Source organism: Chryseobacterium wanjuense, from assembly GCF_900111495.1.
Classification (GTDB): Bacteria; Bacteroidota; Bacteroidia; order Flavobacteriales; family Weeksellaceae; genus Chryseobacterium; species Chryseobacterium wanjuense.
Map to the genome: position 1 here is coordinate 720,644 of NZ_FOIU01000001.1, position 21,707 is coordinate 742,350.

General features: G+C 36.8%; 17 protein-coding genes. 13 read left to right on the top strand and 4 right to left on the bottom strand.

Annotated elements, in window-relative coordinates; translation table 11 throughout:
- Positions 1-307: 307 nt before the first annotated feature.
- Complete coding sequence (locus BMX24_RS03255) at positions 308-2,737, bottom strand: histidine kinase dimerization/phosphoacceptor domain -containing protein (protein WP_089790639.1); 2,430 nt, start codon at positions 2,735-2,737, stop codon at positions 308-310.
- 210 nt (positions 2,738-2,947) lie between these two features.
- Between BMX24_RS03255 and BMX24_RS03260 the strand changes: the two genes are divergently transcribed.
- Positions 2,948-4,894: a sigma 54-interacting transcriptional regulator gene (locus BMX24_RS03260; protein ID WP_089790640.1), complete on the top strand. Its 1,947-nt coding sequence runs from the start codon at positions 2,948-2,950 to the stop codon at positions 4,892-4,894.
- 37 nt (positions 4,895-4,931) lie between these two features.
- Here the strand turns inward: BMX24_RS03260 and BMX24_RS03265 are convergent, their stop codons facing one another.
- A complete protein-coding gene (locus tag BMX24_RS03265) occupies positions 4,932-5,840 on the bottom strand; it encodes a helix-turn-helix domain-containing protein (RefSeq protein ID WP_089790641.1) in 909 nt (302 codons plus the stop codon).
- A 37-nt stretch (positions 5,841-5,877) separates the two neighbouring features.
- On the bottom strand, positions 5,878-6,795 hold the full coding sequence (locus BMX24_RS03270; RefSeq protein WP_089790642.1) for an AraC family transcriptional regulator: 918 nt from the start codon (positions 6,793-6,795) through the stop codon (positions 5,878-5,880).
- A 385-nt stretch (positions 6,796-7,180) separates the two neighbouring features.
- Between BMX24_RS03270 and BMX24_RS03275 the strand changes: the two genes are divergently transcribed.
- The 8 genes from BMX24_RS03275 to BMX24_RS03310 all read left to right on the top strand — a co-directional run bounded on the left by BMX24_RS03275 (position 7,181) and on the right by BMX24_RS03310 (position 13,513).
- Entirely contained in the window at positions 7,181-7,996 is an 816-nt protein-coding gene (locus BMX24_RS03275; RefSeq protein ID WP_089790643.1) for an alpha/beta fold hydrolase, read from the top strand.
- Between the two features lie 58 nt (positions 7,997-8,054).
- Entirely contained in the window at positions 8,055-8,855 is an 801-nt protein-coding gene (locus BMX24_RS03280) for an alpha/beta hydrolase (RefSeq protein ID WP_089790644.1), read from the top strand.
- Positions 8,856-8,863: 8 nt separating this feature from the next.
- Positions 8,864-9,721 (top strand): alpha/beta fold hydrolase, encoded by an 858-nt coding sequence (locus BMX24_RS03285; RefSeq protein ID WP_089792713.1) that lies wholly within the window; start codon positions 8,864-8,866, stop codon positions 9,719-9,721.
- 25 nt (positions 9,722-9,746) lie between these two features.
- Positions 9,747-10,037, top strand: coding sequence for a putative quinol monooxygenase (locus tag BMX24_RS03290; protein WP_089790645.1), 291 nt, complete (start codon positions 9,747-9,749; stop codon positions 10,035-10,037).
- 34 nt (positions 10,038-10,071) lie between these two features.
- On the top strand, positions 10,072-10,743 hold the full coding sequence (locus BMX24_RS03295) for a type 1 glutamine amidotransferase domain-containing protein (RefSeq protein WP_228404661.1): 672 nt from the start codon (positions 10,072-10,074) through the stop codon (positions 10,741-10,743).
- A 118-nt stretch (positions 10,744-10,861) separates the two neighbouring features.
- Positions 10,862-11,605: an SDR family oxidoreductase gene (locus BMX24_RS03300; RefSeq protein ID WP_089790647.1), complete on the top strand. Its 744-nt coding sequence runs from the start codon at positions 10,862-10,864 to the stop codon at positions 11,603-11,605.
- A 401-nt stretch (positions 11,606-12,006) separates the two neighbouring features.
- Positions 12,007-12,819 carry an alpha/beta fold hydrolase gene (locus BMX24_RS03305; RefSeq protein WP_089790648.1) on the top strand — a complete coding sequence of 271 codons (813 nt, stop codon included), beginning with the start codon at positions 12,007-12,009 and terminating at the stop codon, positions 12,817-12,819.
- A 196-nt stretch (positions 12,820-13,015) separates the two neighbouring features.
- A complete protein-coding gene (locus tag BMX24_RS03310; RefSeq protein WP_089790649.1) occupies positions 13,016-13,513 on the top strand; it encodes a MepB family protein in 498 nt (165 codons plus the stop codon).
- A 28-nt stretch (positions 13,514-13,541) separates the two neighbouring features.
- Here the strand turns inward: BMX24_RS03310 and BMX24_RS03315 are convergent, their stop codons facing one another.
- A complete protein-coding gene (locus BMX24_RS03315; RefSeq protein ID WP_089790650.1) occupies positions 13,542-14,615 on the bottom strand; it encodes a serine hydrolase domain-containing protein in 1,074 nt (357 codons plus the stop codon).
- A gap of 337 nt (positions 14,616-14,952) precedes the next feature.
- On the opposite strand from BMX24_RS03315, the gene BMX24_RS03320 reads away from it, so the two are divergent.
- The 4 genes from BMX24_RS03320 (at position 14,953) to BMX24_RS03335 (ending at position 21,643) form a co-directional block, all read left to right on the top strand.
- Positions 14,953-18,048 carry an amino acid adenylation domain-containing protein gene (locus BMX24_RS03320; protein ID WP_089790651.1) on the top strand — a complete coding sequence of 1,032 codons (3,096 nt, stop codon included), beginning with the start codon at positions 14,953-14,955 and terminating at the stop codon, positions 18,046-18,048.
- A gap of 285 nt (positions 18,049-18,333) precedes the next feature.
- A complete protein-coding gene (locus BMX24_RS03325) occupies positions 18,334-18,888 on the top strand; it encodes a helix-turn-helix domain-containing protein (protein ID WP_089790652.1) in 555 nt (184 codons plus the stop codon).
- A 105-nt stretch (positions 18,889-18,993) separates the two neighbouring features.
- Positions 18,994-20,145, top strand: coding sequence for a serine hydrolase domain-containing protein (locus BMX24_RS03330; protein ID WP_089790653.1), 1,152 nt, complete (start codon positions 18,994-18,996; stop codon positions 20,143-20,145).
- Positions 20,146-20,413: 268 nt separating this feature from the next.
- The gene (locus tag BMX24_RS03335; protein WP_089790654.1) at positions 20,414-21,643 is read left to right on the top strand and encodes a hypothetical protein; all 1,230 of its coding nucleotides are present in this window, start codon (positions 20,414-20,416) and stop codon (positions 21,641-21,643) included.
- Positions 21,644-21,707: the final 64 nt, after the last annotated feature.

Genomic DNA, 21,707 nt, shown 5'->3' on the forward strand with positions numbered 1-21,707 from the left:
GTTAAAATTTTCATGGTATAATTGCACTATCAAGAAAGTTTAGAGAAAATAAAATTCCGCTTTGATAGTGTTTTTGAGATAAAAATTAATTGTTTAATTAAATATTTTGAGTTATTAACTACAAATAAGAGTATAAGGGGGTTATTACGATTTCCGATTCGTCACAAATTTAAATTTTTAGAGTAAAAACGAACGCTTAATTTTGTACTAATACTACTACACGGTGTAGTAAAAGAACTACACGGTTAATGAAAAAACTGTGGTATTTAAGTATAATTTTTAGTGCTGCATTGTAGTTTATAGCTGCCTAAATTGTATGTTTTCGCGTCTGCTCATTTTTTTCAAAAGACAACTGTAATAAGGTACCGTTGCTGTTTTCAATTGAAAATTTACCGTCCAGATCATCTGAGAGTCCTCTGATAAGGCTCATTCCGAACGAATTTTTTGTTTTTTTGTCCGGATCCAAGATAATTCCGGTTCCGTTATCTGCAATAGTCAGTAGATAGTGGTCTGTATCTTTTGTAATCAGTGATATAGAAATGATTCCTTGTGAGTTATCAGGAAATGCATATTTTATGGAATTGGTGACGGCTTCGTTTATAATTAATCCTAAAGGTATCGCCTGTGATACATCCAGTTCTATTTCATCGATATTGATTTTAAATCGGATATTCTGTTTTAGGTTAAAAGAATCTTTTAAATATTCAACCAGCTCATTGATATAGATGGGCATATTAATGGTTGAAATATTTTCGGACATATAAAGTTTTTGATGAATCAGGGACATCGCATGAATCCTGTGTTGGCTGTTCTTGATGGTAGATAATGCCAGATCGTCATCAATATACGCAGACTGTGAATTGAGCAGGCTGATGACGGTCTGGAGATTATTTTTAACCCTGTGATGAATTTCCTTGATAAGCCATTCTTTGTCTTCCAGCAAATGCTGAAGCTTTATATTCTGTTGGCTGATTTCATTTTCTTTGATCATTAATTCCTTATTGTTTTTCTGTTTCACCTTGTAGCTGTTGTACAGCAATCCGATGATCACGACGAGCAGCAATATAGATCCGATTGACAGGTTAATCAGAAGTCTTGAACGGTGGAGTTTGCTTTGCTGTAATTTGCTCTGCATTTCCAAAGTCTTAATATTATCTTCTTTTTTTAAGGTTTCATATTGAATTTTTAATTCTTCGATTTCTCTGTTTTTTGAAACATTGTACAAAGAGTCATTAACCTTGTTATAGTCCTGATAGTGCCCTATTGCAGAAAGGTAATTGCCTTTAAGGGAATCGATTTTAAATAACGAAAGATCGAGCTCCTGAATAGTAAAATTTTGATTTGTTTTTTTGCTGACATCCAATGCTTTGTCGGCATAGAATTTGGCTTGATCCGGTTTTCCTGTTTTTGCATAAAATAATGATACCTGAGAATATCCTATGGCAACATTTCTGGAGGTTCTGGTAGACATCATGTTTTCTGCATTTCGCGCCATTTCCAGATAATACTTTTCAGCTAATACATTATTTCCGATTTTCTCATACAGGGACGCTCTGGTTTGGGAGAGGTAAAAAATATCTATTGCGGTATTAGGCGGGTATGTATCTGCTTTTTTTAAATAATCAAGGGCTTCTTTGTATCTTTTATCTTTTATAAATAATTGAATCGTTAATGGAAAACTTTTGTACCAGCTCCCGCTGTTAATGTTTTTCGTGCCGACATCGAAACTCTTTTTGTATAATTCCAAAGCTTCTTTTGTATGTTCCATTTTCTCGTAGATGTTACCCAAACGGAGGTAGAAATTATCTGCGCAGATCATATCATTTGTTGCTTCCATCGTCTCTATACTGTTGATGGAATAAAATAGTGACTTATTCAGATTATATTTCACAGAATATATAAACGCCAGTGGAGCAGAAGTATAGTGAAGATGCTTAAATCCAATCTTTTTTTGAAGGGCAGAAGCTTGTAAAAGCTCTTTCTCCGCAAGATCGATATTTCCCTTCCAGAAATGCACCGTTAATAGTTTCATCAACAATTCTATTTCCAATTCCTTTTCACCAACAGACCGATATAATATCATGGATTCGGATAAGGCTTTTTCTTTATCAGGATCGTCCAAAGAGAGATAAGTTCCCTGGTTACTTAAGGCTTCGGCTAAAGATTTTCTGTCATTAAAATTTCGGCTTTCAATAACAACTTTTGCAAAAATCTTTTTGCTCTCCACAGGATTATTTGCCTGTACATAGTATTTTCCCAGTAGGATATTGCTTTGTTGCTTCCATTTAGGAATCCCCATGGCATTGCTCAGTTCAATAGCCTGTTGTATGAAAAATAATGATTGTTGAAGGTCTTCCTTTTTTTCTCCGGTTTTAAAAAGATAATGGCTTCCCAAGTGTAATAGCAAGCGTATTTTGTCGGTTTTTTTTAATTGTTTAAGTATATCTTTTGCAGTATCAATATTATTCTCGTCGACCATTTTTCCGCCAGGCAAATAACTCCCGTCATTATATCCTTCATCAAATGACATCGAAACCGGGAATTTATTGGCTGTACAGGCCAGAACCACAGCACTGTCCATATCTATAAAACCTTGGTTTACAGAGTGGATGTACATGGCAGTAGCTTTTATTAATAATCTGTTTTTTTTGATGTCATAATTATTTTTAATCGAAGTCTGACCATAGCCCAACAAGGAAAATGATAGGAGAAAACAAAAAAGATATTTGGCTTTCATGTTTGATTATTCTTTAGTTTTTTAGTATAAAATTATTAACTTTAGGTGAAAGTTATGGTGATAATTTATTGATGTTTAAATTAATAATTATCTACCATACTGTGATGAATTTTTTATTGATTTTTAAAAGCAGGCCATTCAATCTTGAATCCTTCTTTCAGCTGAAGTCAGCAGTTAAAAAAATCCTTTTTTCATTAAAAAAGCAGAGCCATGGAATTAGAAAAAAATGAGATTGATAAAAAAAAGAAAATACTCATTGTTGAAGACCAGTTTATTGAAGCGCACGATTTACAGTTAATCCTTGAAAAAGCGCAATATGAAGTCATCGGAATTGCACGTTCCGTAGTTCAGGCTCTTACTTTTATTGATGAAGAAAAGCCGGATTTGGTTTTTGTAGATATCTTCCTCAAAGGCACGGAAACGGGGATTGATTTGGCTAAAAAGTTACACGAAAAGCATATCGGATTTATCTTTTTGTCTGCCAATTCCAGCAGATCGGTACTGGAAGAAGCCAAAAAAACGCAGCCTTACGGTTTTATTGTGAAACCGTTCAGAGAACAAGATGTGCTGATAACCTTAGAGATCGCTTTTTATCGTCACAATCATGGGATCGAATCGCAAATGCAGCAGGAAAATATTTTACGGGAAAGTATTGATGCGATTTCCTGCCAACCTGTAAAATGGGAGCAGGCCTTGTTGCAGCTAGCCAGACTTTTTCAAACCTACATACCGTTTGATTATCTGCAGCTAGAGCCTGTTCATAATGGCTATAGCCCGACAGGACTGCTCAGGAAAGATTTTGAAAATTATGAAATAATCGATGCCGACAAAATAGCCAAGATCAGCGGAAAAAATAAGTCAGAAATAGACGAAATACAGTCAGGGTCCCCAAAACATGAATTTCCAAAAGTGTATTACGACCAATCTTTCAGGGAAATTTTTCAAAACTCAGGTTTTGTAAGGTTAATTGCAGCCACTTTCGGCATCAGGTCTTTTATGGTATTGCCGGTAAGGATGGGGGAAGATGTTTTTAATTTTTCCTTTTTCAGCCGAAATTCTGATGCTTACAACAATGAACATTTGCAGCTTTTGACCAAACTTGAATCCAAATTGGCCAAGCTGGTAAGCAATCTACATAATACAAAGAAAAAACAGCCTAATATAATTACTAATAAAAAGGTTGATATTGATCAGATGTCAAACGGATTTTCCTCTATGGTAGGCAACAGCCAAAAGATGATTTCCGTGTTTGATTATATTAAAAGAGTAGCGCCTTCGGATACGTCAGTATTAATTATGGGAGAAAGCGGCACCGGAAAGGAAAAAGTAGCACAGAGTATACATAATTTATCACCCAGAAAAAATAAGCCTTTGGTGGTCATTAATTGTGGTGCTATTCCCAATAATCTGGCAGAATCTCTTCTTTTTGGTCATGAAAAAGGAGCTTTCACCGGAGCCTTCGAAAAACGCATCGGAAAGTTTGAAGCAGCAGACGGCGGTACTGTTTTTTTGGATGAAATAGGTGAAATGCCGATGGATATTCAGGTAAAGCTTTTACGGGTGCTTCAGGAAAAAGAAATCGAAAGGATAGGAAGCAGTTCTCCGGTCAAATTAAACGTTCGCATTATAGCTGCGACCAATCGTAACCTGGAAGATGAGGTGGCAGCCGGACGTTTCAGGCTCGATCTGTATTACAGGCTTCATGTTTTTCCAATAACGGTACCGCCGCTTAGAGAACGAAGAGAGGATATCCCTGTTCTGGTAGCTCATTTTATTACGATATTCAGTAAAACACTGGGAATTGATGAGCCTGCGGTTTCGGATCATGCATTGACACAAATGAAAGCCTACGACTGGCCGGGCAATGTGAGGGAGCTGGAACATGTCATTCATAGAAGTATGCTGATGAAGGATGGTAATTTGATCAAGGATATCATACTTCCCAATTTTCCGAAAAACCAGGGTGAGGAAAAAACGCAGGAATTTTCGATTAAAACCATTCATGAAAATGAAAGAGATTACATTAATTATATTTTAAAAACATGTAGAGGAAAGGTTTCCGGGGCAGGTGGTGCTGCAGAAATCCTGAATATTCCGGCATCTACTTTATATTCAAAAATGAAAAAGCTGGGCATAAAAAACAACCCGCTTCTGTAAACAGGTTGCTTAATGTTTTATTTCCGACGAAAACTTTCTAGGCGATCATTTTTCGGAATTCGGTGGGGGTAAATCCGGTATGTTTTTTAAAAAATATTGTGAAATAGGAGATATAAGGAAATCCCAGCCGGTAAGAAATTTCTTTTATTGAAAACGAAAAATTTTCGAGCAGTCTTTTAGAAATTAAAATTGTTTTTTCTGAAATCCAATGGCTTACGGTTTTGCCTGTTTTTTCTTTCACAATATTGGAAAGATAATTTTCATGGATGCCCTGTTTTTTTGCATAATCATTTACCCTGAGTTGTATTGATGCTGTACCTTGCTGTATTTGCTGATAATGATCCTCAAGATGTATTATAAATTTCCTTACAATATCATGATTTTTCTTTCTATCGGCATTCATGTCATATTCTGTCCAGAAATTCCGTTTTATTTTTAAAAGCAATTGAGTAAGCAGATTAGCGATAATATTTTTACTTATGCTAAAATTTTCTTGATATTCGTGGGCAATTTCCTCAAAAATAATCCTGAAATCGTCAATAATTTCCTGATTACCATATTTCGGGGCATAGTTTTCTAAAAATAAAAAGGGAAATGTTTTGAAAAGTTCTACTCCGGCATATTTCTGCAGAAAATGTTCAGAAAAGCAGACATGGTAAATTTCATGTAATCCCGTCCACTCCATGAGTCGGAATGTTTCGGGTCTGCTAAAAAAGAAAGTTCCGGGTACAATATCGTAGGTATTTGCCTTTGTTTTGTACTGTCCGCTGGCATCCACTGCAAAAGTAAGGGTAAAGCAGTTGGGCTCAAACCATGTCAGGTCGGCAAAATATTCCGAAGGAACCCGTCTTATATTGATGCATCCGAATTCTTCATCCCTGTCCGACGATGGAAACCGGATTTGCTTTGGAGTCAATAGCCTTTTATTGTTCTCAGTGATTATCATTTCAGTTATTAATTAAGTGTGAATTATGTTTTAATCTTCAGGTAGTAAAGCTTTTTCTAAATAAACCCGGAGCATTTTTAGTATGTCTTTTAAAATAATTATAAAAATAATTAAGGTCATGGAAACCGTATAAGCTTGCGATTTCGCGCATAGATTTGTCGGTATATTTCAGCAAAAATTTAATCTCGTTAATCAGTTTTTCATGGATCCACTGGCTTACAGTTTTTCCGCTATGGGTGCAAACTGTTTTTGAAAGGTAATTTTCATTCAGGTTTTGCCGATTTGCATAATCTTTGGCGCGGAGCAGTACTTTGGTTTCTCCGGAAATGATGGTGCTGAAATTATTTTCGAGATCCAAAAAAAATTGCGTGACATACGGATTTGAAGTATTAACGGGCACTTCCTGCTGTTTTGTTTGCTGTTGGCGCCGTATCAGTAAGAGAAGATTGAGAATGAGATTGGTGATGAGCTCATATTTGTAAGGAATTTGTGAGGTCGTTTCTTTGTAAATATTCTGACAGATCTGTTCTACGTTTTTCATCATTTTTTCTGTAAGGTTGGTGATATAGCCTTTAGAATTGTCAAGCCTCTGAATTTCATTGATTCCCGAAGCCCAAAACTGCAAAAAGAAACTGGCGCTGAAGCTTATCATATAAGCTCTGCCAACATGCAGCCAGCGGTAGGAAAGAAAAGTGTCGGGTCGTATAAAAAGTATCTGGTGGGAAGAAATCTCGAAGATCGTATCATTGATAAGATAGGTTGCACTACCGTCAGGCACGACAATAATATTAAAATGATCCGGCCGGAAGACGGGGCTGTTGTGGGGAATTTTCATTCCTAATTCTTCCACACGGACAATTGCAAAATCATCGCGCTCAATGTATGTAAAAACAGGCAGGTTCATAAAAGCCAGGCTGTCTGTAAATTTTCTTATTTCGGTTAGTTGTGGTTTCATAGTACTTATTTTTGCGGTGTATCATTCGTGATATGATAATTGCATTTCAAAATAAATACCCTGTAGTGTAAGTTTTTGATTATTAAATTTTTACATTGTTTATCCTCACCGTTTATTTACGATATATCGCTATTTTTTAATAATTTTTATTATATATAACAAAAACTATGTTGGTGATAATGGCTTTATTCAAAATATAACAGTCTATTATTTTCAAGATATTCCAAAATTCTATTTGTACTCCTGAACATTAGCTTTTCAGCATTTAATTATAATTATCTAAGATTTTTTGTAAGGGGCATTTGATTGTAACTAACTTTGATAATGCAAATAATCAAAATACTGTTATTCAGTTGATTATATATAATTTTTAAAATCTGAAATCATGAAAATATATAGACTTTCGAGAAGCTTTGCTATTATAGCTTTGTTAATAATCAGCTTTTTCTCCATTGCCTGGATTCCCGAAAATCGGCACAACAATGTAGAATCTTCTACAAAAGCAAAACCAACCATTGTTTTGGTGCATGGTGCATTTGCAGACGGTTCCTCTTGGAGTAAAGTGATTCCCATATTGCAAAAAGAAGGATTTCGCACTGTTGCGGTACAAAATCCGCTGACTTCTCTACAGGACGATGTGGCGTTTGTCAATCGGATATTGGAAGAAATCGACGGTTCTGTCGTACTGGTTGGGCACTCTTGGGCAGGAATGGTAATTACAGAAGCCGGAAATAATCCTAAGGTAAAATCTTTGGTATATGTAGCGGCTTATGCACCGGATGCTAATGAGAGCATTTCCGATCTTAGTAAAGAAGCGTATGAAATCAAGAAATTTCCTCCTGTACCGGGACGTGATAATCCTAAAATCAGCAACGGATACATCCAATTGCGTGAAGAAACTGTAATAAAACATTTTGCCCATGATCTTCCGATAGAGGAAGCTAAAATACTTGCAGCGGTACAGGGGCGTTTTCATACAGGGAATCCAACGGCAAAAATTTCTAAACCCGCATGGAAGGATAAACCAAGCTTTTATATAGTTGCAGATGAAGATCATATCATCTCTCCGCTTATGGAACAGGAAATGGCCAGGAAAATAAAGGCTACAACTTATCATCTCAAAGCGAGTCATGCTGTAATGCTGTCTAAACCACAGGAAGTGGCAAAAGTGATTATAAAAGCATCGGAAGGTATAGAATAATAACCATTCGATATGAATGATTAAAATAGTAAAGTTCAATTCATTACAATCAGCTTATATGGAAACTGCAAAGCAAAAATCAAATATCATTGTATTTATTCATGGCCTGTTTTTAAATAATGAAAGCTGGACAGAATGGAAAAACTATTTTGAAGCAATAGGATATACGGTGTATGCTCCTGCTTATCCCGGCCATACCGGAAATCCGGTTTCTTTAAGGGCGAATATCGATCCCGAACTCATCACAGCAGGGTTCACGGATGTCATGAACGTCATGAACAGCTTTGTCGATTCGCTTTCAGAAAAACCGATTGTTATCGGGCATTCAATGGGAGGGCTTGTTGCGCAAAAGCTTGCAGAAGCTGGTAAAGCTGTAGCTTGTGTAAGTATCGACGGTGCTCCGCCCAAAAATGTAATGCCGCCTTTTACAACGATAAAAACAACCTGGCCTGCACTGAATATCTTTAAAAATAATTCACATGCATATCTCGGGACTAGAAAGTGGTATCGGAAATCGTTTTTCAATACCGTCTCAGAAGAGGAAAGCAATAGTTTCTATGAAAAACATGCCGTTCCGGAAAGCAGGAAAATCGTGAAAGAATCTGCTTTCAGTAGTGCCTCAAAAATTAATTTTAAAAAACCGCATGTTCCGCTATTGTTTATTTCAGGGGAAATGGATGCTTTTTTTCCTCCCGGGTTTATCAAAAAAATAGCAGGTATGTACAGTGATAAAAACAGCATTGTTCAGTTTAAAATGTTTGAAAAACGCAGCCACTTTATCTGTGGGGAAAAAAACTGGATGCAAGTGGCAGATTATATCAATATCTGGCTTTGTGATGTATTAAATAAGATTAAATGATTTTTAGTATGAAAAATAATATTTATTACCGAAAAATAAAAATTGACACGATAGATATTTTTTACCGGGAAGCAGGCAGTAAAGAAAACCCCGTATTATTGCTGTTGCATGGTTTTCCTTCTTCGTCGCACATGTACAGGGATCTTATCCGTGAGCTTTCAGGAACATTTTACATAATTGCTCCGGATTATCCGGGATTTGGCCAAAGCAGCACCCCGGAAATCAAAGATTTTACCTTCAGTTTTCACAATCTGTCTGTGGTGATGGAGGCTTTTATAGATGCACTTGAACTTAAAGATATTAATCTCTTTGTTCAGGATTACGGAGGTCCGATCGGCTTCAGGATTGCTTTACGCAGACCTGGATTGATCAAATCATTTATTATACAAAATGCCAATGCATATGAAGAAGGACTTGGGGAAGCCCTTGCTCCTTTGGCTGCTTATATTGAAAATAACAGCGATGAAGCTGAACAGGGCGCAAGAGCATTCTTAAAGCCCGAAGCAACCCAATGGCAATATCTTGAAGGGGCATCACAACCGGAAAAAGTAAGTCCCGACAGCTATTCAATGGATCAGTTTTACCTGCAGCGTCCGGGAAATGATCTTATTCAGCTGGCTTTATTCCGTGATTATGGAAATAATATGGCTTTATATCCGGAATGGCAGCATTATTTAAAGACCAATCAGCCGAAAACTCTTGTTGTATGGGGTAAAAATGATAAAATGTTTGTAGAAGCCGGAGGAGAAGCATATCGAAAAGATTTACCCGATGCGGAAATTCATCAGTTGGAGGGAGGCCATTTCTTACTTGAAGAACATTCTGAGAAAGTAGCCCGTCTCGTTGAAAAATTTCTTATGAATTGATAATCAATTTTTTAATATTAAAATTATGGAAAAAGAAGTCATCGTAAAATGGAAAATCGAGGAAACAAAGATTGACGAAATTCTGACATTGTTGCCGACTCTTGCAGAAGAAACAAAAAAAGAGGAAGGAAACGTTCATTATGCAATTTATCAGTCTGAAACCGATCCTAATGAGCTTATTCTGCATGAGCGGTATCGAAGTCCAGAGGCTCAGGAAGCCCATAGAAATTCAAAACATTATCAATCCATTGTTGTAGAAAAGATAATGCCTTACCTCATAGAACGTGAGGTGAATGTGGTAAAAAAAATAATCTGAAAATATTACTGTTTAATTTTAAAAAACTAACATTATGAAAAAAGTTTTAATCATTGTATCAAACACCAATGCAATTGGTCCGAACAACAGAAGAACAGGTAATTTTCTGCCTGAAGTAGCACATCCTTATGCTGAGTTTCAAAGAGCTAACTATCATGTAGATTTTGCATCTCTCAGTGGAGACACTCCATATCTTGATGATCTCGAATCTGCTGCAGACCCTGACAATCTTGCCTTTTTAACAGGAAAAGGGTGGGTCGATATGCGAAAAGCCGTGAAGCTGGAAACAGTAGACGTAAGCCAGTATGACGCAATTTTCATCCCGGGCGGTCTTGCTCCTCTCGTAGATATGGCAGATGCCCCGCTGATCAAGAAAGTGGTGAAAGAAACTTATGAACGCGGAGCAGTCGTAGGCGCCGTATGTCACGGTCCTGTATCGTTATTGAATGTTAAGCTTAGCGACGGCAGCTATCTGGTAAATGGCAAAAATATCTCATCTTTCACGACTGAGGAAGAGGATGGCTATGCCAGAGCTGATGTTCCGTTTGATCTTCAGACGGCGCTTACAGAGCAGGGTGCTATCTACCATACCGTAGAGCCGTGGCAGCCTTTCAGTATTACGGACGGTAATTTGGTTACAGGCCAGAACCCCGCGTCCGGTAAAGGGGTTGGTGAGAAAATGGTGAAGCTCTTAGAAGGAGCCTGATCCGTACTATTATTTGGGCATATTTTGATAGATAATATTTAAATAAATCTGTTTAAAATATGTCCAATTTTTTCAAAGTGTTTTTAATCTCACTTTTATTCATAAAAACTAATAGAAAATGGAAAATAATATAATAAATAAAGTAATTGTCATTACAGGAGCCAGTAGTGGTCTTGGTGAAGCTACCGCGATGCATCTGGCAGAAAGGGGAGCTAAAGTTATTCTTGGTGCAAGAAGGACCGATTTGCTGGAAAATTTGGTCAATAATATCTCTGCAATGGGCGGAATCGCAGATTTTCGTCAGACAGATGTTACCAAAAAAGAAGAAGTTCAGGCATTGGTTGATTTTGCGGTAAATAATTATGGTAAAATTGACGTTATCATTAATAACGCAGGAATTATGCCGATCGCACCTATATCGGAGCTTCGTACAGATGAATGGGACAGCATGATTGATATCAATATCAAAGGAGTACTTTACGGAATCGCTGCTGCATTACCGTTTTTTCAAAAGCAAAAATCAGGGCATATTATCAATTTGGGATCTGTTGCAGGAATTAAAGTTTTCAGTCCCGGAGGAACGGTGTACAGCGGAACTAAATTTGCTGTTCGAGCCATCAGTGACGGACTAAGGCATGAAGTGGGAGCAGATATTCGTGTAACAACCATCGAACCCGGAGCTATTGAATCTGAGTTGAAAAACAGCACAAAGCACGAAACAAGTTCAGTGATCGTCAATGAATTTTATAAACAGGCGATTCCTGCCTCATCGGTTGCCAGAGCAATTGCCTATGCTATCGAACAGCCGGCGGATGTAGACATCAACGAAATCGTTATCAGACCTACCGTTCAGGAATTTTAATATTTTTTAAAGCTAATAATTTGATGAAGTATGGAAATGATCAAAAAACTGCAGGTTAGTTTGCAAAGAAGCGGTAAGTTATTAATCATGATAAGCTGCTTCATTAGGTGAGACAGAGATTTGATTTCAGCAAACCCAAAATGAAACCCGAATAGCTATTTATATATCTTACCAGTACATTTTTTTGGGTTTCTATCCTGATAAATTTGTAAAAACATATTCATTTAAGACAATAAATTATAAATATCAAAGGGGTTCCTTACAATTTCATGCAATGTATTTAACTTTGATAATGAGCTTGTTATAAGGGAATTTTATTAACTCGGAAGTTTTTCTTAAAACTATCATAAATCCCACATAACAGCAGTGAAAAAATATCAACCAATAAAAAACCTGAAATTATGAAACTATTTATCTCTTCCCGAAAAACAATCTTTTCTGTGATCATTTTCGGAATCTTTGCTTTAGCAAGTCAAGTGTCATTATCCGGACAAAAATCTTCTGAGCCGATTTCCGGTAAAGAAAAACCGACTATTATATTGGTACATGGAGCTTTTGCAGACGGCTCATCATGGAGTAAAGTAATTCCCATATTACAAAAACAGGGATACAATACGATATCGGTACAAAATCCCCTTACTTCTCTTGCAGATGATGTGAGTTTTGTCAACAGAGCCATTGCGGAAGTGGACGGGCCTGTTGTTCTTGTAGGACATTCATGGGCTGGTGTTGTTATTACCGAAGCCGGAAACGACCCGAAGGTGAAGTCGCTGGTATATGTTGCGGCGTATGCACCGGATGTTAATGAAAGTGCTTTAGGACTTACTAAAGATGCCCACGAAGTCAGAAAACTTCCTGCTGTTCCCGGACTTGATAATCCGATAATTACCGATGGATATATCCGTCTTCGTGAGGAAACGGTGGTAAAGCATTTCGCCCAGGATCTTCCGGAATCTGAAGCAAAAGTAGTTGCTGCAGTACAGGGACGTTTTCATACAAGTACCCTTACCGCCACTGTTACAAAACCTGCCTGGAAAACCAAGCCAAGCTTTTATGTAGTGGCAGATAATGACCATATCATTTCACCTCTTATGGAGCAGGAAATGGCTAAAAAAATCGGCGCCGAAACTTATCATGTTAAATCCAGCCACGTAGCGATGCTTGCGCGTCCTGAAGAGGTAAGCAAGATAATTATCAAGGCTGCTCAAAAATAGAATGATGCCGTGAAATCAAATGGTTTGAAGTGTTTTAATGATCTTCAGACCATTTGGTTTTGTTCTTATGCGATATTTGTAGTTGAGATTCAGGAAAAATAGAAATGTAGTTTTATTACAAAACTATTTTTATACTTTTAGCACGTTTAATGAGCCTTACTGTAAGGTATCTAAAACTTGAAATCCCAAATCTATAATGATAGAAGAATTAAAACGAATTGAAAATTTAATTTTAAAAGCAAAAGGGCACAAAATTCTGAATTTAACTGAAGACTTAGAATGTAAAGAATATTTTGGATTTAATTTTCAAGCTGGGCAATTAACCATTAAGTTTAGAAAAGCAAAAATAACACCCAAGAAAGTAGGGCATTTTGTAACTCTTTGGAAACGAAATGCTGAAAAAGTAACTGAACCATTTAATATAAATGACCATTTTGATTTTTATTTGGTATTCACAGAATATGAAAACGACATGGGTTTTTTCCTGTTTCCCAAACAAATTTTAATGGAAAGACAAATTTTAAGTACAGATCAAAAAGAGGGGAAAAGAGGTTTCAGGGTCTATCCTAAGTGGACGAAGACAGAAAATAAGCAGGCTGAAAAAACTCAATCATGGCAAATAAAATACTTTATTGATTTAGCAAATAGTGAACTGAAAAATGTTGAAAAATTTAATTCAATCCTACTCATTTGATTACACTTTTCATAATAAGTTTTAATGATTATTTAGTTGGTTTATCAAGCTTTACGGTAAGTTTTGCCAGATCTCTGACCAGTTGGGTAGGAGAGTTACAGTCACAATTGCTGAAACCCAGTACATAGATGTCTTTATTGGGTATGTAAACGCCCATGGATTTGAACCCGAACACACTGCCGCCATGCTCGCGTGTTGCTGTACCCTCCATGTTTTTCAGGTGCCATCCGTATCCATATTCTACTTCCTGACCATTGTTGAGTTGGTATTTAATGAAGGCTTTCTGTGTTTCTTTGGAACCCAGCAGCTGATTCCTATTAAGGGCATTCTGCCATTTCAGCATATCGTCCAGAGTTGACATCAGCGAGCCTGAGGAAAACGGGACACTAAAATTGATTACCGTTTTATTCACATAACCGAAGCTCTTTTTATGGTAACCGTAAGCTCTGTTTTTAATGATTTTACGGTCGGTCGCGTAATAGGAATGGCTCATCCCTAATTTTTCAAAGATATTTTTAACAATAAAATCTTCATAGCTCTGGCCTGAAACCAATTCAATAAGATAGCCCAGAACGACATAACCGGAATTATTGTATTCAAATTTTTCCCCGGGGATAAAATCTACCGGTTCATTCTTGAAAAAATCCACCATCTGCTTTGGAGTCATTTCTTTTTGGGCAATATCCCCCAAAGCTTTCATTTTCGTGAAGTCTTTGATGCCGGAGGTGTGATTTAAGAGCTGGTGAATGGTAATATTAGCGCCATTGGGATAATCAGGAATATACTTAGAGATAGGGTCATTCACCGTCAGCTTTCCCTGTTCTTCCAGCATCAGAACAGCGATGGCCGTAAATTGTTTGGTCATGGAGCCTATCTGGAAGACATTATCGGGAGTCATTTTCACTTCGAGCTCGAGGTTAGCCATACCAAATGCTTTCTTATAAATGGGCTGTCCCTTTCTGGCGATCATAAAGACACCACCTGGGCCATTTGCCTCTTTAAATTCCGACAGGATCAAGCTATCTGCTTTATCTTCAAGAGTCTGGGCATAGGAGCAGTTAATCAGTAGTATAGCCGTAAAAAATAAAATTAGTTTTTGCATAATTGTTTGTATTTAATACAAAGATATATTATTAAAATGATACTATGCAATACAAAGTAGTGAAATTTTAAAAACAAAATAAATCTCATCCATCTATTTGATAAATTTTAGTTGAATTTTAAAGACTATTGAATTAATTACTAATAGGATGGATGAAAAATAATTTATAATAATTCATCATATGTTGATTTTTTTATTAATTTTAAACTTATTAAAAGAAAATTATTAATACCTATTGTCTTGTTGATGAAACTTTTAAAATTATATGTTTAGGTAGGAATTAAGATTTTAATAAATGCTAAAAAAATATTTACCAAACCACACAAAAACTAAACCCATGAAAAAAGAACTTACCGCAGTAAACTTTCATTATGCCAATGATTTTTTTGAACATAATTTTCTGGAAAATGCGGACGATATTGTAAAGCAGATTGAGAAAATCGCTGAAGAATATCCGGAAAAAGTTGCCATTACTAATGGCTCTGAAAAAACTACATATGAAAAACTCAATCAAAAAGCCAATCAATTAGCGTACTATTTACAAACGCAGAATATTGAAAAAGGAGCATTAATCGGAGTTTGTATCCCTCAGTCAACAAGCCGTATTATTGCTTTCTTAGCTATTTTAAAAACTGGCGCTACCTATTTACCTATTGACGGAGAATTACCACAGGCCCGAATCCGGATGATGATTGATGATTCAAAAATCAAACTGATGCTCAGCGTAGATCAATATTTAGATAAAGTAAGCAATGACCAAATTCAAAGTATTGCATTAGATTCTTTATTTTCTGATGAAAGTTTTCAAAAAATCTCAACCGAAAATCTTTTAATTGACATTGTTCCTGAAAATTCGGCTTATGTAATTTATACCTCCGGCAGTACGGGAATGCCAAAAGGAGTGATTATCTCGCATCAGTCGTTTTATAATTTTGTGCAATATCAGGCAGAACTTTTGGGCTTATCGGCTGATAATATCACACTGCAGTTTGCTTCTCCAAGTTTTGATGCTGCTGTAATAGACATTTGGACACCCTTAATTAAGGGGGCTACGATGCATTTATACCCAAATAATAAAATTGTGGGCGAACCGCTTTTGGATTTTATTGTCACTCATAACATAGATACTGTTCCTTTGATGCCGCCAATGGTTTTAGCGTCGTTACCTTTAAACAAACCTCTCGGAAATCTTCAAACTGTAGCTATCGGAGGGGAAGCCTGCAGTGAAAATACTGTGAAGGCATGGTATAAAAAAATACGTTTAATTAATAGCTATGGACCAACCGAAGCCACCGTTGCAGTAAGTAATTATGAATTTAAAGAAGAAATCAATCCAAAAATTATCGGGGCTGCAATGCCGTTTGTAGATATTTTTTTATTGGATGAAAGCTTAAAGCCTGTAACAGATGGAACAGTTGGAGAAATTTATATCGGAGGTTCTCAATTGGCACTAGGATATTTACATCGTGACGAAGACACAAAAAAATCTTTTATTCAAGCTCCGGAATGGCTTTCAGATCAATTAAATAATAAAAAACTTTATAAAACAGGAGACATGGCTCTGCGAAGAGAAGACGGCAATCTTGAGTTTTATGGAAGAAAAGACGATCAGGTTAAAATCAGAGGGTACAGAATCGAACTTGCTGAAATAGAATATCATATCTCAAAATTACCACAAGTCACTCAAAGTGCTGTTAAAGTTCAAAGAAAAGAAAATGGTTTACCGGTTTTAATTTCTTTTATACAGCTTGCAACAGATGAAGATCAGGCAAAAGTTTTACAGAATATAAAGGCAAAATTACAACAGGTAATGCCTGCCTATATGCTTCCGGACAAGATTTTTATTGTAGATCAAATGCCGTTGAACCATGCCGGAAAAATAGATAAAACGCTTTTGGAAATTCCGGAAAATCAAACGAAAAATAGCAATTTACCGAAATGGAAAGAAGATAATTTAACCCAAGTCGTAACGCATATCTGGAAAGATCTTCTTTCACTGGAAGACATTAATGAAGAAGATGATTTTTTTGAATTGGGAGGGCATTCGCTGTTGCTTGCTCAACTTCATATGCTGCTTCCCGAGCCTGTCAGAAATTTGATCAGTTTGCCGGAACTTTATATTTATACCACTATTTCAGCTTTTGTTAAAGAGGTGGAAACCCGAATGGTAAAAACCGAGATTTCGCAAAAAAGTAAAGCTGAAATCATGATCCGTGAACTGATAAAAGATTCAGAATTACATATTGATTTTAATATAAGTGAGTCACCGGATCCAAATATTTTAAAGAATCCTAAGAGTATTTTTTTAACAGGCACAACTGGTTTTGTAGGATCACATTTATTAGAAGAACTTTTGCTGCAAACCTCAGCCAATATTTACTGTTTGGTGCGTGCTTCATCTTCAGGAGAAGGCCTGGAGCGTATTAAAGCTACTTTTAAAAAATTTAAATTATCATGGTCGGTCGACTATGACAACCGAGTTATTGCGATGATTGGAGACTTGTCTTTGCCTCATTTCGGGATGGAGCATGAAAACTATAATTTCATTACAAATCATATCGAAGTCATTTATCATTCGGGAAGTTCGGTGAGTTATGTACAGCCTTATTCTTTAATTAAAAAATCAAATATCGATGGTCTGCATAATATCATTGATCTTGCGGTGACGGGAAAAATAAAATTCCTGATGCTGTTATCTTCTATGGGCGTTTTTAGCTGGGGAAGACCTTTCACAAAGAAAACCTGGATGTATGAAGATGATTCTATCGATCAAAATATGGAAGCAGTTTCACGAGATCTGGGATATATAAAAAGCAAATGGGTGATGGAAAGTATTGCCGAAAAAGCCCGACAAAAAGGGCTTCCCATTACAAATTTCAGGCTAGGTTTTGCGGTTTGTCACAGTACATCCGGAGCCACTGTGATGAATCAGTGGTGGGGATCGCTGATCAGAAGCTGTGTTGAGCTTAATTCGTTTCCGCTTGTCATGGGATTAAAAGACGAACTGACGACGGTAGATTATATGTGTAAGGCAATCATGCATATCAGTAAAAAGAAAGAAGCGGTAGGACTCAATTTCCACCTTTCTCCATTGCCTGAAAATGATGTTTCGCTCACCGATTTCTGCGCCAAAATAAATGAATATTACGATATTGATTTGAAAGGAATGGAATATCATCAGTGGCTCAGACAATGGAAATATGATAGTAATTTACCAATTTATCCTTTACTAAGCTTATTTACAGAAGATGTACACGAAGGAAAATCATTAGTGGAAGCCTACGAAAACACCTATTATTACGACAGAAGCAATACAAAGCAATTTTTAGCGGATACTGATTTGGTGCCTCCTGTTTTTAATAAAAAGCTGATGACGCCATATCTGGAATTTATGGGGATTTTGAGTGTAAAAGCAGTTAAAGAAAATTATTAATGTTATTTTGTGGGCATGTATTAATAAATATAAACATAAATACTTGCCGGATAAATTTAATGGCTTTCCGGAAGATTTTTAAAGCTAAAATTCTGAGATAAGATTAAAGGAAAAATATTGTTTTAACATTCCACAGTCAGAAAAATTGGCGGTTTGTAAAATCGCTGATTTTCCTGTGGAAGTTGAATATATAATTGAGAATAAAAATTAAAAAATCAGAAGCTGATTTCAGTACGTCGAAGAAATTAACATTTTCCAAGATCATAAATTTATTTATTTTTGTGTATGATGACTTCTAAATTAGCTCATTACAGACGTAAGAAAGGACTAAGCCAGGAACAGCTGGCCGTGGTTTCCGGTGTGAGCGCCAGAACCATACAGCGCATTGAAAGCGGCAAAGTAGAAGCTCATCCCGCAACCTTGAAGATGCTTGCCGATGCACTCGAAATGAAAAGTGAAGAACTGACAGTAAAAGAAGAGGTTTTGCTTCCTTCTGAAACTAATAATGAAAATAAGGTAAAGCCGATTTTTCATATATTAGCCTTGATCGGACTTTGTTTTCCAATTTTCAATATTATTCTTCCATTACTCTTTTGGTTCTTAAAAAAGGATGAATCGCCGGCTTACGATCTCGAAGGGAAGTTAGTTGTTAACTTTCAGATCACGATATCAATTGTTTTTGTACCAGCGATTATCTTTATGATCTTTGTATTTTCTGTTGGATTTCCATTGGTGATAATCATTTATTTTTATGCACTTATCATGTGTCTGATTAATATTTTTAGAACCATCAACAAACAAGAGAGTCGCTATCCTTTGACCTGTCAATTTTTAAAATAAACCTTCAAAATGTGCCTTCCAGAGGCAAATGGCGTGAACATGTCGTGAAAGTGTCTTAATAAATTATACCATCTTACTGCTAAATTTGCCACAAATATTTTTAACATGAAAAAACTATTAGCCCTTGCTTTTTGGATTTGGATGCTGCCTTTATATGGTCAGAATAATTCTCATATCAGACACCTTAATGGAAAAAAAATCGATGCCAAAATTCTGGATCAGCAGTTGGCTCGGTTGGTTGATAGTGCCAAGATTGCCGGTTTGCAAGTAACAATTGTTAATCATAATAAAGTAGTGTATTCATCCAGCTTTGGTTTCAAGGATATTGAAAACAAAAAGAAGCTGAATGACAGTACCGTAATGTATGCAGCCTCGCTCACCAAACCGGTAAGTGCATATATTTTCATGCGTCTGGTAGACAAAGGAATATTCAACCTTGACCAGCCTGTTTACACCTATCTGAAAAAACCGATAAGAGAATATGCCAAATGGAAAGACCTGGCGGATGATCCCGCATCTTTCAACCGCATTACTCCAAGGATGTTATTAAGCCATAGCTCTGGTCTTCCGGTTCTGCGTCAATTATATGATAATAAAGTGAACCTTATTGCCAAACCTGGCGAGAAATTCTATTACTCCAACGAGGGGATCAACCTGCTGGGATTTATGATAGAAGAATTTACCGGAAAGAAACTTGAAGTGATTGCCCGGGAAGAAGCCTTCGATCCACTGCAAATGAATCATACCGGGATGATCTGGGAAAAAAAATTTGAGGATAATTTTTCTTATGCGTATTTCAAAGACGGAAAAAAATACGGTTCAGAAAGACGGGAAAGCAGTCGTGCCGCAGGTTCAATGTCGACCACGGCAAATGACTATGCTCAGTTTGTGATCAACCTGATGAAAAAGAAAGGCTTGTCGAGTAAAAGTTACCGTCAAATGTTTCTGCCGCAGATTATGGTAAAGAGCAAGCGCGGTTTTGGACCTTTGAAAGACAGCATTACCAATGAAAATGATACCATCAGGCTCGCCTGGGGATTAGGGATAGGTTTGTTCGAATCACCTTTTGGTAAGGCTTTTTTCCATACAGGGCATGGTGATGCCAATCAGAATTTTGCCGTGGCATATCCTAAAGCCGGTACTGCTGTCATTATCCTTAGCAATAGCGAAAACTTTGAAAAACACAACGCACAAATTTTAAAATTGTGTATAGGTGATACCTATTCTCCGTTGACATGGCTTGGCCACTTAGATTAGCTTTCTCTATAGAAATATTGTTAGGTGTAAGATCTGGATAATGATTATATTGAACTTTTATGAGTAAAAAGAGGTAATATTTTACTAAAATATATTTTTTATTTTAAAATAATCTTTTATGCTGTTCGAATGTTTAGTTTAAATATCACCCAAACGGGTAATTGATAGATTGATGCAGGTTGATGAAATTTGTATTCATACAATACAACGGTGCTTTAAGGCATTTTCAAACTGTACTAATTTATTAATCATATCAAAAACTAAAACCATGAGATCATTATTGATAACCATCGTCTTACTTGTCCAGTGTGCTTTTTGCTACGGGCAATGCCCAGAAGCTGTTTCTACCTGCGAAAAACTGTTGCAGGGAGGCTTGTACAGCTTTACCGGGATGACCAATACCGGCTCTTTCAGCCAGGATTTAAGAACATATTATTTGTCTGAACAATTTAAAACAGACATGAAAAACGGAAAATGGGGAGGCTCTCTTACGATTCCTGTGAAGGGAGTTCCGTTTACTTTAGGAGCTTCGGATAGTGAAGAAAAATTTCAGCAGTTCAGATCGATGATCATGTCGGAAACTACGCTCAATATTTCCAGCGACTATTACCAGACTACTTTTGCTTCAATCCCGAATACGAATTTGTATGAAGCCTTCAACCAGTGTATACAGACCATTTGCAATGAAAATCAGGTGGGTTTCTTGCCTGTAAAAGAATTAATTACAGAAGATTATGTGGTATTCACGATTCATTACAGACCGCAGGTATCGACCGATCCGCTTCCGAAAGTTGAATATTTTAAAGTTGAAAATGCTTTGTCAGTGAGCAATGTTCCTGTGAAAGACCAAGTTTTGTCCCAAACAACGATCATTTCTGCCCGAAGAGATCCCGAAAAAGATATTTTGCTTACCCTTCAGACCGACAGAGGAACAGTCAGCAGAAAAATAGACGCAGAAAATTCGCTGTCGAGTAACAAAGAATTGCCTATAGGAACTGTAATCACGTCCTTTCTTACTTTCGAGGAATTTAATTTTGCCTCAAAAAACAATCTGAAAAGCCCGGGAGAACTCTGGACCGCAGAAAAAAGCAAATGGGCGCCGTGTGATGGGAGAAGTATTGCCAATTCAGGGTATTCCAGGATTACATCCAAAGCTTTTACTCCGGATTTGAGAGGGCAGTTTATGAGAGGATTGAATTCTTTCGACCCTGTGAAAGGACCTGTTTTAAGGGCTGAAAGTGAAAGAGATCCCGACAGCAACAGAGCGGTGGGCAGTTATCAGGAAGATGCATTTCAGGGACACAAGCATTTCCAGGCCGAAAACCTGATGAAAAGCAGAAACAACGACGATATCCCCAATATGCCTGACAAAAGGCCTTACTGGGACAACATCCCAAATTCTGCCGGAATCTACGATGCCGGATATGGCAAACCCCGCCTGAGTACGGAGACCAGACCTAAAAATGTTGCCGTGTATTATTATATTAAAATCAATTAATAGCAACCGAGATTAAAAACTGATATACTTTAATGTACCGCCAAAAGTGCATTAAAGTATATTT

Bases quoted from the DNA above. Each gene is read 5' to 3' on its own strand.
- BMX24_RS03255 (WP_089790639.1), bottom strand. From the start codon at position 2,737: ATGAAAGCCAAATATCTTTTTTGTTTTCTCCTATCATTTTCCTTGTTG.
- BMX24_RS03260 (WP_089790640.1), top strand. From the start codon at position 2,948: ATGGAATTAGAAAAAAATGAGATTGATAAAAAAAAGAAAATACTCATT.
- BMX24_RS03265 (WP_089790641.1), bottom strand. From the start codon at position 5,840: ATGATAATCACTGAGAACAATAAAAGGCTATTGACTCCAAAGCAAATC.
- BMX24_RS03270 (WP_089790642.1), bottom strand. From the start codon at position 6,795: ATGAAACCACAACTAACCGAAATAAGAAAATTTACAGACAGCCTGGCT.
- BMX24_RS03275 (WP_089790643.1), top strand. From the start codon at position 7,181: ATGAAAATATATAGACTTTCGAGAAGCTTTGCTATTATAGCTTTGTTA.
- BMX24_RS03280 (WP_089790644.1), top strand. From the start codon at position 8,055: ATGGAAACTGCAAAGCAAAAATCAAATATCATTGTATTTATTCATGGC.
- BMX24_RS03285 (WP_089792713.1), top strand. From the start codon at position 8,864: ATGAAAAATAATATTTATTACCGAAAAATAAAAATTGACACGATAGAT.
- BMX24_RS03290 (WP_089790645.1), top strand. From the start codon at position 9,747: ATGGAAAAAGAAGTCATCGTAAAATGGAAAATCGAGGAAACAAAGATT.
- BMX24_RS03295 (WP_228404661.1), top strand. From the start codon at position 10,072: ATGAAAAAAGTTTTAATCATTGTATCAAACACCAATGCAATTGGTCCG.
- BMX24_RS03300 (WP_089790647.1), top strand. From the start codon at position 10,862: ATGGAAAATAATATAATAAATAAAGTAATTGTCATTACAGGAGCCAGT.
- BMX24_RS03305 (WP_089790648.1), top strand. From the start codon at position 12,007: ATGAAACTATTTATCTCTTCCCGAAAAACAATCTTTTCTGTGATCATT.
- BMX24_RS03310 (WP_089790649.1), top strand. From the start codon at position 13,016: ATGATAGAAGAATTAAAACGAATTGAAAATTTAATTTTAAAAGCAAAA.
- BMX24_RS03315 (WP_089790650.1), bottom strand. From the start codon at position 14,615: ATGCAAAAACTAATTTTATTTTTTACGGCTATACTACTGATTAACTGC.
- BMX24_RS03320 (WP_089790651.1), top strand. From the start codon at position 14,953: ATGAAAAAAGAACTTACCGCAGTAAACTTTCATTATGCCAATGATTTT.
- BMX24_RS03325 (WP_089790652.1), top strand. From the start codon at position 18,334: ATGATGACTTCTAAATTAGCTCATTACAGACGTAAGAAAGGACTAAGC.
- BMX24_RS03330 (WP_089790653.1), top strand. From the start codon at position 18,994: ATGAAAAAACTATTAGCCCTTGCTTTTTGGATTTGGATGCTGCCTTTA.
- BMX24_RS03335 (WP_089790654.1), top strand. From the start codon at position 20,414: ATGAGATCATTATTGATAACCATCGTCTTACTTGTCCAGTGTGCTTTT.